The organism is Myroides sp. N17-2, from assembly GCF_002286775.1.
Classification (GTDB): Bacteria; Bacteroidota; Bacteroidia; order Flavobacteriales; family Flavobacteriaceae; genus Flavobacterium.
The window spans coordinates 31,168-43,467 of the sequence record NZ_NSGJ01000029.1 but is presented as its reverse complement, the minus strand read 5'-3'; the positions used below and the strand labels follow the sequence as shown (position 1 = coordinate 43,467).

Genomic DNA, 12,300 nt, shown 5'->3' with positions numbered 1-12,300 from the left:
CATTCGCATTATGAGTGCAATTGTGTCCTCAGTGGGGACACAATTACAACAGACTGACTCACAAGAAGTTCTTAACACCTCCCGTAAAAAAGCCTCTTCTAAATTTACTCTTCAAAACATCAAGAAAACAGTCCTTGTACAGCTCAGTTGGACACACCATAGAACTATCTTTTCGAGGTGTAAATCCGAAGACGAAAGAGAATTCTATATTCAGTTATGTATCAATGAGAAATACAGTGTTAGAGACTTGGATCGTCAAATAAACAGCTCTGTATACGAGCGTACAATGCTAAGCACTAAATCAAACTCTCCTGCTATCTCTAATCTACCTGCAGATATTAGTTCTGTTTTTAAAGACAGTTATATCTTTGACTTTCTACAGTTACCAGATTCACACAGTGAAAGTGACTTGCAAAAGGGATTAATCTCACAGATGAAAAAACTCATCTTAGAATTAGGAAAAGACTTTCTATTTATTGAACAAGAATATAAAGTTCAAGTAGGTAATGGAGACTTCTATATAGACCTCTTATTTTATCATCGTGCTTTGCAATGTTTAGTCGCTTTTGAACTAAAGGCAGACAAGTTTAGACCTGAACACGCCGGTCAACTGCAATTTTACTTAGAAGCTTTAGACAGAGATGTCAAGAGAGAAAATGAAAATCCAAGTATTGGCATATTGTTATGTAAGGATAAGGATGTCGAAATTGTAGAGTATGCAATGAGTAGAAGTGTCTCTCCTACTCTTGTAGCAGAGTATAAAATGCAATTACCTGACAAGAACATCTTACAAAGCAAACTACACGAAATATTCAAAAATATATAATTACATAAAAGCCTGTGTAATTATAAAATCACACAGGCTTTTTTATTTACTCTTTCAACGCCCTCACTAATCGAATACTCAAGAGTAATCCTATAAACAGCAATACACAGATTAAGACTAAAACGATTGCAAAAGCAGAGGTATAATCCACTCTATTTGCTACTCCAAAGAATACACTCCCTATAGCTGCTACTCCAAAAGCAGAGCCTATCTGCAAGCCACAGTTCACTACACCTGAAGCAAGCCCAGCAAACTGTACAGGGATATTAGTTAAACTCAGTCTCACTACAGAGGCTAATGTCAGTCCCATACCGCTCCCGATAACAAATAAATCAAGTTTAAATAGCAGTGGATGATAGTTATATAACGTTCCTAATAATAAGAGAAAACCTACTCCATAAGTAACCAACCCTACAGATAGTATACTTTGCTTTAAATACTTGCTAATAAGGGATGAGCTAAGTGACATAATAATAAAGCCTATACCAAACGGAATAATAGCTTTGCCTGCTTCCATACTGGTCCAATGTAGTTCTTCTTGAAGATAAATACCAAGTACCAAGTAAAACACTCCACTTGCATAATAAAGAAAACTTGTGATTACTCCCAACTTTAGATTCTTAAACTTAAAGATATCGAAGTCCACTAAGATACTCTTGCCCTCTTGTTTTCGCTTATTCTGTACCTTAACGAACAAGTATAAAAACACCACTGACGCCACTAAGAATACTATAGTCTGCATATCTATTCCCCTCTCTACTATCGTCGTTAAAGGATAAATAAAACTCATTAACCCTAAACTTAATAAAGCAGTTCCTCTGTAATCAACTTTTTCTATTGACTTGCTCTCGTGTTTAGGTAAGGCTATAATAGCCATCACTAACGCAAATAACCCCACAGGCAAATTAACCAAGAATATCACACGCCAACCTAAGTTAAACACATTCCACTCTATTAACACAGCCCCAAGATATTGTCCTAATGCAGCGGCTATCCCAAAAGTAAAACTATACAACGCCATTACCAGACGTTTCTCTCTTTCGTCAAAGAGCGTATGTAAGATAGCTAAGACCTGAGGGATCATTACTGCTCCTGACACACCTTGCATCACTCGCCCAACTATCATTATAGTCGGTGTCTGCGATATTCCACATAAGACTGAGGAACTAATAAACCCCACTAAGCCAATTATAAATATCTTTCTCCTTCCATAGATATCACCAAAGCGACCTCCTGATATTTGAAACACTGCATAAGCACAGGTATAAAACGAAACTATCATTTGCAACTCACTGTTACTTGACTTCAGTGAATGCTGTATAGATGGCAATGCCAAATTCACAATATAAAAATCTAAGGGAGAAAGTATAGTCGCTACTAACAGAATGAATAGTATAAACCATTTATCTTTAAAAATCATAAAACACATTTTAAAAGCTTAACCTAAGTTTTACCTCAACTAAGCTTATTATTACATTACAAAATTCTTAAAGAATCGCGCCTAACTCATAACGCATATAGAACTATAAACAACCCTAAACGTTATTTATCAACTTATTGATAGCTAAAGAACAACTCATTATTCTCCCCATGTATTACTTTACAGAGAACACCGAAGACAGTCTGGATATTCTCAGGTGTCAACAGATCTATTGGCCTTCCCATACTGTGTACTTTTGTGTCTTTTAACGCATAGATATACTCACAGAAGTTAGCGATAAGTGATAAGTCGTGCATCGTTGCCAATACACCAATATTTAAATCCTTTACTATTCTCAGTATCTCTAACTGAAAGCGAATATCCAAGTGATTAGTTGGTTCATCTAAGATGATAAGTTCCGGCTGTTGTGCCAATGCTCTCGCCAGAAAGATACGTTGCTTCTCACCTCCTGATAGCGTAGATAGAGATAGATCTTGATAAGCTAACATATCTACCTTCTCTAAACTTGATAAAGCGAATTGATAATCTTCCTCATCAAAAGCCTGCCATCGTGATTTGAACGGTATTCTTCCCATTAGCACCACATCTAATACTGTGCTGTCAAAAGCGGTATCATTAAACTGTCCCACTACAGCTACCTTTCTCGCCATCTCTTTTAAGCTAAAGCGCTTTATATCCTCTCCTTTATACCGTACTGTACCCTCTTTTGCTTTTAGTACTCTATAGATTATCTTTAACAAGGTAGACTTTCCACATCCATTACTTCCTACAATACCTACGAACTGCCCTGCCTTAACCTGTATACTTACATCATTCAATATTTCTCGTGTAGGATAACTAAAAGAAACTCCCTGTACATCTAATAATACCTCGCTCATTATATCCTCTTCTTATTGGTTAATAATATAATAGCAAACAACGGACATCCTATTAAAGCAGTTACGATACCGATAGCTACTTCACTCTGTGGAATCAAGACTCGTGATAACCAATCTGCTCCTACTAAGAAAAAAGCTCCTATCACTGCACTAAATAACAATGTCCAATAGTGTTTACTCCCTACTAAGCTCCTAACGATATGGGGTATAGTTAATCCAACAAAACCAATGACTCCACAGAATGAAACCACTAAACTGGTAAGCACAGTCACTAATAGGATCATTACTACACGCTGTACATTAGGGTTAATCCCCAAAGTGACAGCAGATTCATTTCCCATCATCATAGCATCTAATTCTTTTGCGTGTAACAAGAAATATCCCAACACCAAAATCAAGGCTATAAATACAATACTTACCTGTGTCCAACTCACTTGTGCCAAGCTACCCATACTCCAGAACGCCACAGCTCTCACCTTCTCACTATCCTCTGCTACATAGACCAAGGCATTAGATAAGGCTCCACAGAATGCATTGATAACTGTTCCTGCTAATATCAGATAGAGTGTAGATACTCTACTATTCTTTAAGCTCAACATAAAGATAAAAAACGTAGCTCCACTCGCTCCGATAAAAGCCATCACAGGTATTCCCAGTTCACTTAATACTGTTCCTCCTACACCGATTCCTAAGACTATCGCTATCGTAGCGCCTAATGATGCTCCTGACGATATCCCTAATAAAAAAGGATCGGCTAATGGATTCTGTACAGTAGATTGCATCACTGCGCCACAGATAGCTAAAGACGCTCCTACTCCTATAGCCATCACTACTCGAGGCATACGCATCGTTAATAATACTTCTTCTATAATACTTAATCGAATATCTCCATCTGAGTATAGCACTGCTGTATCATCAGCATTAAATATGTGTTGCAAATCGTTTAATGTAATGGGTATTTGACCGGATACCATAGCCCATATAGCCATAAATACAACTATAACGACTAAGGCTACCAAGTAAAAATACTTGTGTTTATTTTGTTTCATACTTTATTTGGGGATAAAAAAAAGAGACTAATTGTTCATATAGCGAGACAAACTCTAAACCGCCACTTACTGCATTAGAATAATCTACTGTCATAATGTGGTTATGCTGTACAGCATCTAATTGTTTTAAGACTTTGTGTTCTTTAAAGTATTTTAATAAGTCAGGTAGACTATTCGCTTGAAAGCTTGACAGGATAATATAATCAGGATTTAGACTTACCATATACTCTATCGATACGGGAATAACCATATTGATACTTGTTAGAAACTCTACATTAAAGTCTGCTAACATAGATCCGACTAAACATTTGTCTTGTGTATAGCAGTAGTAAATATCACTTGAGCGCACATTGGCTAAAAACAATACCTTTTTAGGCTTACTGCCTTTTGTTATGGGTAATTTATTCTTTAGTTTTTTGAGCTTCTCATTCTCCTCTTTAATGAATTGTTCTACTTCTTTCTGCTTATTAAATACTGTACTAAAAGTGCGTAAGTCTTTATAGAATACTTCTAAGGTACGGGCTTCATTAAAGTCAAAAACAGAAGTAACCTCAACGCCTTTCTTTTCCCAGAACTCCTGACTACCGCTTCGCTTTGCCTTAAAAGCAGATTCCATACCGAATAGATGAGTTGGTCTTGTGACAATGATAGATTCTACAGATGGCCATAATGAAGTAAGGATAGGCCAATCTGCATACTCTCCTTTCTTCACTTTCTTATCGAGATATCCTACGCCTACTACTTTCTCCTTACCACCGAAGTGCTTGACCATCTCCATAGCCTGTTGACCGAATATTACTATTCTATCATTAGATTGACTAAACACTCCCTGATAGAATAGCAACAAACAACCTACTGTAATTATTTGCTTTATCTTCATTAATGTCATCCTTAGAAGTTATAGCTCAAACTTAGTTTTAAGTTAATAGGATCCTCAGGTCTCCAGTAGTAGAACCCTCCTCTTGAGTTATAGTACGCACCGTTATATAAATATCTATCGAATAGATTATTCACTAATAACGATACTTTTAAGTCATCCTTTTTCCAGCTTGCACCTACATCTACACGAGTGTAATCAGGCAGTGGATCTCCTCCACCTCCACCGAATGCCCAAGTCTGACGGTCTCCCATAAAGGTAATCCCTCCCATAAATGACAAGTTCTTAAGTGCTCCCTCTTCTATGGTGTAATCTACCCACGCATTAGCTATATGCTTAGCATATCCACTTACTTTAGTCCCTTTCTCAGCTCCTTTAGTAGCCTTAGTTACTTCAGAATCTGTATAAGCGTAATTCACATTGACATTTAATCCCTTCATTATTCTACCTGTGATATCCACTTCTATTCCTTGTGTTCTTGTTTGCCCTAATTGTAGCACATAACTTTCTCCAGGCGAATTAGAAGGGTCGTTAGATAAGTGATTGTTCTTGGTAATGCTATAAAGTGAAACTGTTGATTGCAGTCGTTTATTAAACAAATTATTCTTCACCCCAAACTCTATATTATGTCCTGTCAAGGGTGTTACTGACGAGCCATCTTTCTTAATTCCTGTTTGAGGTACGAATGTCTGATCATACAGCCCGTATAGATTCGTGTGATATCCCAGCTTATAACTCACACCGAAGCGAGGTGTAAACTTGCTGTTATTTCTATTATCCCTATTTCCATTCTCTTTTACAGTGGTATAACGCCCTGCTATTGTCACAAATAACTTCTCTTCGAAGAATGCCATTTCATCTTGTACATACACTCCTGTATAGCTTTGTCCCACATCAGCCTGCCCTATACCATACTCTGCCACACGCTGTGTTAATGGCTTACTTCTATCGAACTGAGGATAACCGTGTATTGGCTTTTGATAATCATTGTTGTAAATATTAAATGTACCAATGTCATCATAATCAAACTTCTGACTCCAATCCACCATATAGCGCTTATGCCCCATATCTACTCCTCCTAATAACTTGTGCTTAACCGATCCTGTTTCTACATCCCCATTCACGAATACCTGACCTACAGTAGCTGTATTCTCAGCATCCCACAGATTACTTGTTCTCACGAAATCTCCTTTATCATCGATATGTGTCACCCACATATACTGCCCCTCTTGGTTAAACTTAAAGTATCCCAACTGTGCATTTAGCGTCCACTGATTATCTAACTGTGTTTTAAGATGTGTATTAAAGCTGTGGTCATTCATCACTGATGGCTCAAACCCCGGATCGCCAAAAGTGCGCTTGCGAGGTAGTGTAGCGAATCCCTCTTTAGAGAATAGATAATCAGCTCCGAAGTCTGACAGTTTTAATCGTTGATAGACATACTCTGTAGTTAGCGTAGTCTTGTCACTCAGTTTAAATAAGAATGAGGGAGCAAAGGCTATACGCTTATTAAACTGAAAGTCTCTATACCCATTCTTACTACTCCCCATTACATTGATACGATAGAATACTTTATCACTTGCCGGAGTTAGATTACCCTCCACATCAGCACTTGCACGCATATAATCAAAGCTACCGTAGTTTAACTCTACTTTTTGCTTCGTATGCATCGTAGGCTTTTTAGTGACCACATTATAGATACCAGACGGTTCACCATTAGACATCATAAAGCCTGCAGGCCCTTTTACAAACTCTATATGATCTACAAAACTCATATCTTCAGCCATCGGGCCATAAGTAGAAGATACATTCATCCCATTTCTAAACGCACTCGCTCTTGATCCACGCATATTAATACGTGCATAGACATCTCCCCATTCTTCTAATCGCACTGCACCACTGACATTACGAGTAATGCCATCAGTTAGCGTAGTAATTTGGCGTGCTTCTATCAGTTCGTTTGAAATGACTTGAATGTTTTGTGGTACGTTCTCTATTGCTTGGCTTAAACGCAAAGACTCTGATGTCTTCGTTTTTACGAATGGACTCTTCTCTAAAGTGATTATTACATTTTCTAACTGCTGAAATGGCACTGCTAAACTATCTTTTATCTCTTGTGCCCATAGCCCGTGATTGCTAAGACTCAACAGTAATGACAGACTGACTATATGTTTATTCATGACTATATGTGTTTACATTATTTAAATCCATTTTAAATAACTAAACGCAAAAGTCTTATATTCAACCTTGTTAGATATAACGCTATAAGGTCACAAAACAACGTCAAAAGAAGTATTACAACTAACTACAAATCATTTTAATAGCAACTTATTTAAAACCAATATAAATACCTATTTTTGCAGTGTCAAATAGAATCACCATGTTACAGACAGATACTCAGAAGAACATAAATAGTCAGAACTACCACATCGACGGTTCTAATTATACTATGGATATAACGACTATAGAAACGTCTATTGTAAGTATTAAACACGGTATTTACACAGCAGAACAAGACTTCTATCATGCTGTATTACCCACGAAAGAATCTATCTTGACTTGCAACTGTATTCAAGGAAGTAGTCTTACCCTTAACCACGATAATCTAGATATACACGAGCAAGGAGGACTACTGTTTCAAGAGCAAGCTGTGCCTTATGAGCACATTATGAAAACGGATAAAGACAACAAAGGAGAATTCTTAGAGATCGCTGTCAACAAGAGCTTTATCACAAATTTATTTGAAGAAGAAAAGGCATATTTAGAAGAGCTATTAGGTATCAACTCTCCTAAACTAATGTTTGATTTGAACTTGAACACAATCCAAGTATTACAACAATTAGTATCCAATCCTTACCAAGGTAAATTAGCAGAACATTACCTAAATAATAAAGTCGAAGAAGCGCATCTATTACATTATACGAATTGGTGTTATACTAACACACATAAGGAAACACCTTTGCATAAAAAAGATGAACAGGCACTTCACGACATCAAGCAGTATATCACAGAGAATTATAACAAAGACTTCACTATCCAAGAATTGGCATTAAGAGTGGGAATCAATCAAACCAAGTTAAAGAAAGGTTTCAAAACACTCTTCGGAACAACAACCTTTAAATACATCCACGATCTCCGAATGCAGAAAGCACTTGAGATGATCCAATCTAATGAGTATAATATCTACGAAATAGCAGAATATGTGGGCTATAAACACAGTCACCACTTCTCTTCTGCCTTTAAAAAATACTATGGTCAACTACCTACTAAGGTGAAGGTGTAAGTTATATAGTTATAACCTCTAACGCCTATACCTAAGAGAAGGATTTGAGACCTATAAATATCCGCAAGTTGTTTCTTTGCCTTAATATGTATATCTATAATATACTTTTCCATATGTCATTTGGATCTTCTATTCTAGTTACATACCCTAGCTCAGCTTCCTCATTAACTTGTAGAATATCGTGAACGAACTTATCGCTATAGTTAGCTTGATCCTCATTCTTAATAGGCGTAATAGTAAAAGACATACCTTTCTCTTGAGATATAATCACCTTTTCTGTATTAGCTAAACCTATATATTTCTCTAAATTATTCTCAAACTCAGTGAAAGAAATACGTATCATATTTTTGAAACTTTTAATTATAACAAAGGTAATAAAAAAACACTACACACTCATAATTAAAACATTACACTTAAAAAACACTTGTATAGCACCACTCTTTCCTTATAATATATTTATTACTTTTTTTTGCTAATTGCTGTCTTTCTTGTCATAAAATCAAATTTTATCCATTCATAAGTTACATTTTATTCTATTATTCATTCTAAACGTACTTTAGAAAGTTCTAATATGCTTTTTTTTGTAGATTTTTATTTAAACGATTCTCATACAAACAACTGATAAACAATAATATAAAAACAAAACATTAATTACACCCTATCTCTTAACCCCTCTTTAAACCCCGTAAATCAAAGGCTTGGTGTTAACTCCTAGGACAGTTTAAGGACAATACTAGGACAATAGCCGGGTAAACAGCTGTTTTACCCATCAATTCACCTGTTATACTTCTTTTATTCTTCTTCTACTAAACAATAAATTTTTAATTACGTATTCATTAGATTAATTGAAGTCAGATTTATAAGACGGTAATTCTATCACTTCATTTTTCTAAATGAGAAAATAGATCCTTAATCTTCTTCGTTATCCTACCTGTTTATACTCACTTTATTACTTGTCTAACGCTTTGTTTTGTTACTTCTATTTCACTAACTCTACATATTTATTATAAAGAATTGAAATTAAACACAGTATAACTTCGTTTATCGAATCGTAATTCATCATTTTTTTAACAAATGATAGACTGAGTATAACTTAATTTTCCTTATATTTAAACAACAGTATTTTAGATATAAAAAGTTGCGAATTATATATGACAGAGGAAGAAATAGAATTAGAAAACAAAGCAATCGCCAAAGAGTATAAAGAGCTTTTAAAGATTAGTTACCAAACATTATCTGAAGAGGATAAAAAAATAATCCGCAAAGCATTTGACGTAGCTGTAGATGCACATAAAGATCAAAGAAGAAAATCTGGAGAAGCTTATATTTTCCACCCAATTGCTGTTGCCAAAATTGTAGCATCGGAGATTGGATTGGGAGCTACCTCGATTGCAGCTGCATTGATGCATGATGTGGTAGAAGACACTGATATTACGGTAGAACAAATAGAAGAGTGGTTTAATCCTAAGATCGCCAAAATCGTAGAGGGATTAACGAAGATGGCTATGCTAGAGCCTGACCCGCATATCTCTATGCAGGCAGAGAACTATCGAAAAATGTTATTAACATTAAACGATGATGTCCGTGTAATCTTGATTAAAATAGCTGACCGTTTACATAATATGCAAACGATGGAAAGCATGGCAGATTATAAACAGGCGAAGATAGCGTCTGAGACTTTATATATCTATGCTCCGTTAGCACACCGTTTAGGATTATTTAATATCAAAACTAAACTAGAAGATTTAGGACTTAAATATACTGAGCCTCGCGTATATCAAGACATTCTTAACAGAATGAAAGAAAGTAAAGAGGAACAAGATCAGTATATACAGTCTGTAAGTGATATTTTAAAACATTCACTAGATGAAGAAGGAATAGACTATTCTATGAAAGGTAGACCTAAATCTATCTATTCTATTCGTCGTAAGATGAAAGCACAGAATGTTACTTTCGATGAAGTATACGATAAGTTCGCTTTGCGTATTATCTATAGATCTACACCACATGACGAGAAATTTGTTGCATGGAAGATTTACTCTATCGTGACAGATCACTTCCGCCCTAGTCCTAACAGACTTAGAGACTGGATATCAGCTCCCAAAACGACTGGATATGAAGCATTACATATCACTGTGATGGGGCCTAAAGGACGCTGGATAGAAATACAGATACGCAGTGAACGTATGGATGAGATAGCTGAAAAAGGATATGCTGCTCACTATAAATATAAACAAGGAATAACTGAAGAGAATAGCTTAGATAAATGGCTTAACCAATTAAAAGAAGCTTTAGAAAATGCAGAGAGCGATGCTGTAGATTTCGTAGAAGATTTTAAGCTTAGTCTTTATGCTAAGGAGATTTACATATTCACTCCTAAAGGGGAGATTAAGTCTTTACCTAAAGGGGCTACTGCACTAGACTTCGCTTTCTCTATACACTCGGAGGTAGGACTACGCACTAGAGGTACACGTGTCAATGGTAGATTAGTTCCCTTAAATCATGTATTAGCTAGTGGTGATCAAGTAGAAGTAATTACTTCTGAAAACAAAAAACCTAGTGTGAGCTGGTTAGAATATGTTACGACGACTAGAGCTAAAAACAAGATTAAAAACGCATTAAACGAAGACACTAAGCGCATTGCAGAAGATGGTAAAGAGCAGTTAATTCGAAAACTGAAGCACTTAAAGATTAATTTAGATGAAAAAGTTGTCAATGAAATGGTCGCTTATTTTAAATTAAAGACAAGTCAAGATCTATTTTATCGCATTGGTGCAGGAGTAATTGATAATACCCAATTAAAAGAATATGCAGCTAATAGAAATAATACGCTGTTTAATTTCTTTAAAAAGACCATCAAAAGAACTCCATCTATCCCTGCTATGGCAGATAGTACTGCTAATAAAGCTGGTGATCTATTAGTGTTCGGAAAAGAGAAAGAAAAGTTAGATTATAAACTAGCTACTTGCTGTAACCCTATACCTGGTGATGATGCTTTTGGGTTCGTGACCATTAATGAGGGAATTAAAGTTCATAAGACTGACTGTCCTAATGCTATAAGTATGCGTTCTAATTATGCATATAGAATCATACAGGCATCGTGGGTAGATTCTAAAGAAGCGATGAACTTCGAAGCTACAATAAACATCACAGGAATGGATTCTGCGGGATTAACTGGGGACATAACGCGAATTATCATAGAAAGTAAAGTAATAAACATTCGTAGTATATCGTTAAGTGAGAATGCAGGTATCTTTAAAGGGTCAATAACTGTTATCGTACCCAATAATGATGTGTTGAAAAAAATGATGGGTAACCTTAAGAAAATAGAAGGGGTTGAAAAAGTAACAAGGGTCAATCCATCATAAAATAATGATAATTTATAGTGATATAGACTAAGCTTATTTTAAAAGTTTCGGTACAAACGAAAATAGCTCTATATTTGCAACTAAGATATTTTTTAATATGGGAAGTGAAAAAAATCAAGAAATCGTTAAAAATGTTTTCACGAAGTTTCTAGAAGAAAGAGGACATCGTAAAACACCTGAAAGATATGCTATTCTTCAAGAAATATATGATAGCGAAGAGCACTTTGACATTGAGTCTCTTTACATTAAGATGAAGAACAAGAACTATAGAGTTAGTAGAGCTACTCTATATAACACTATTGAAATTCTTTTAGAATGTGGGTTGGTAAGAAGACATCAATTTGGACAAAACCAAGCACATTATGAGAAGTCTTATTTCGATAAGCAGCATGACCACATTATCTTAACTGACACAGGAGAGGTTATAGAGTTTTGTGATCCACGTATACAAACAATTAAAAAGACAATTGAAGAAATCTTTAATATAGATATTCACAATCACTCACTTTATTTCTATGGAAGTAGAAAGAATACTGAAGCTGAAGGAACTGTGGAAAACAACAACTAAATTTCAAACT

At 35.6% G+C, this 12,300-nt stretch carries 10 protein-coding genes; 4 read left to right on the top strand and 6 right to left on the bottom strand.

Annotated elements, in window-relative coordinates; translation table 11 throughout:
* Positions 1 to 10 precede the first annotated feature (10 nt).
* Positions 11 to 826: a YhcG family protein gene (locus tag CF599_RS12695; protein ID WP_254050301.1), complete on the top strand. Its 816-nt coding sequence runs from the start codon at positions 11 to 13 to the stop codon at positions 824 to 826.
* A 46-nt stretch (positions 827 to 872) separates the two neighbouring features.
* Here CF599_RS12695 and CF599_RS12690 read toward each other — a convergent pair whose 3' ends face one another.
* From CF599_RS12690 to CF599_RS12670, 5 genes are all read right to left on the bottom strand, one after another.
* Positions 873 to 2,246 carry an MFS transporter gene (locus tag CF599_RS12690; protein ID WP_121966394.1) on the bottom strand — a complete coding sequence of 458 codons (1,374 nt, stop codon included), beginning with the start codon at positions 2,244 to 2,246 and terminating at the stop codon, positions 873 to 875.
* A gap of 134 nt (positions 2,247 to 2,380) precedes the next feature.
* Complete coding sequence (locus tag CF599_RS12685) at positions 2,381 to 3,145, bottom strand: ABC transporter ATP-binding protein (RefSeq protein ID WP_121966393.1); 765 nt, start codon at positions 3,143 to 3,145, stop codon at positions 2,381 to 2,383.
* Positions 3,145 to 4,194 (bottom strand): iron ABC transporter permease, encoded by a 1,050-nt coding sequence (locus tag CF599_RS12680; protein ID WP_121966392.1) that lies wholly within the window; start codon positions 4,192 to 4,194, stop codon positions 3,145 to 3,147. The genes CF599_RS12685 and CF599_RS12680 overlap by 1 nt, the downstream gene beginning before the upstream one ends.
* Positions 4,181 to 5,074, bottom strand: a complete 894-nt coding sequence (locus tag CF599_RS12675; protein ID WP_254050300.1) for an ABC transporter substrate-binding protein — start codon at positions 5,072 to 5,074, stop codon at positions 4,181 to 4,183. Before CF599_RS12675 ends, CF599_RS12680 begins: the two co-directional genes overlap by 14 nt.
* Positions 5,075 to 5,085: 11 nt before the next feature.
* Positions 5,086 to 7,251: a TonB-dependent siderophore receptor gene (locus tag CF599_RS12670; protein WP_121966390.1), complete on the bottom strand. Its 2,166-nt coding sequence runs from the start codon at positions 7,249 to 7,251 to the stop codon at positions 5,086 to 5,088.
* A gap of 200 nt (positions 7,252 to 7,451) precedes the next feature.
* Here CF599_RS12670 and CF599_RS12665 point away from each other — a divergent pair, with 200 nt between their 5' ends.
* Entirely contained in the window at positions 7,452 to 8,354 is a 903-nt protein-coding gene (locus CF599_RS12665) for a helix-turn-helix transcriptional regulator (RefSeq protein ID WP_121966389.1), read from the top strand.
* A 94-nt stretch (positions 8,355 to 8,448) separates the two neighbouring features.
* Here CF599_RS12665 and CF599_RS12660 read toward each other — a convergent pair whose 3' ends face one another.
* Positions 8,449 to 8,697 carry a hypothetical protein gene (locus tag CF599_RS12660; RefSeq protein WP_121966388.1) on the bottom strand — a complete coding sequence of 83 codons (249 nt, stop codon included), beginning with the start codon at positions 8,695 to 8,697 and terminating at the stop codon, positions 8,449 to 8,451.
* 808 nt (positions 8,698 to 9,505) lie between these two features.
* Between CF599_RS12660 and CF599_RS12655 the strand changes: the two genes are divergently transcribed.
* The gene (locus tag CF599_RS12655) at positions 9,506 to 11,722 is read left to right on the top strand and encodes a bifunctional (p)ppGpp synthetase/guanosine-3',5'-bis(diphosphate) 3'-pyrophosphohydrolase (RefSeq protein WP_121966387.1); all 2,217 of its coding nucleotides are present in this window, start codon (positions 9,506 to 9,508) and stop codon (positions 11,720 to 11,722) included.
* A 97-nt stretch (positions 11,723 to 11,819) separates the two neighbouring features.
* On the top strand, positions 11,820 to 12,290 hold the full coding sequence (locus tag CF599_RS12650; RefSeq protein WP_121966386.1) for a Fur family transcriptional regulator: 471 nt from the start codon (positions 11,820 to 11,822) through the stop codon (positions 12,288 to 12,290).
* Positions 12,291 to 12,300: the final 10 nt, after the last annotated feature.

Coding starts and splice junctions, on each gene's coding strand:
- CF599_RS12690 (WP_121966394.1), bottom strand. CDS start 2,246: ATGATTTTTAAAGATAAATGGTTTATACTATTCATTCTGTTAGTAGCG.
- CF599_RS12650 (WP_121966386.1), top strand. CDS start 11,820: ATGGGAAGTGAAAAAAATCAAGAAATCGTTAAAAATGTTTTCACGAAG.
- CF599_RS12660 (WP_121966388.1), bottom strand. CDS start 8,697: ATGATACGTATTTCTTTCACTGAGTTTGAGAATAATTTAGAGAAATAT.
- CF599_RS12665 (WP_121966389.1), top strand. CDS start 7,452: ATGTTACAGACAGATACTCAGAAGAACATAAATAGTCAGAACTACCAC.
- CF599_RS12670 (WP_121966390.1), bottom strand. CDS start 7,251: ATGAATAAACATATAGTCAGTCTGTCATTACTGTTGAGTCTTAGCAAT.
- CF599_RS12675 (WP_254050300.1), bottom strand. CDS start 5,074: ATGAAGATAAAGCAAATAATTACAGTAGGTTGTTTGTTGCTATTCTAT.
- CF599_RS12655 (WP_121966387.1), top strand. CDS start 9,506: ATGACAGAGGAAGAAATAGAATTAGAAAACAAAGCAATCGCCAAAGAG.
- CF599_RS12685 (WP_121966393.1), bottom strand. CDS start 3,145: ATGAGCGAGGTATTATTAGATGTACAGGGAGTTTCTTTTAGTTATCCT.
- CF599_RS12695 (WP_254050301.1), top strand. CDS start 11: ATGAGTGCAATTGTGTCCTCAGTGGGGACACAATTACAACAGACTGAC.
- CF599_RS12680 (WP_121966392.1), bottom strand. CDS start 4,194: ATGAAACAAAATAAACACAAGTATTTTTACTTGGTAGCCTTAGTCGTT.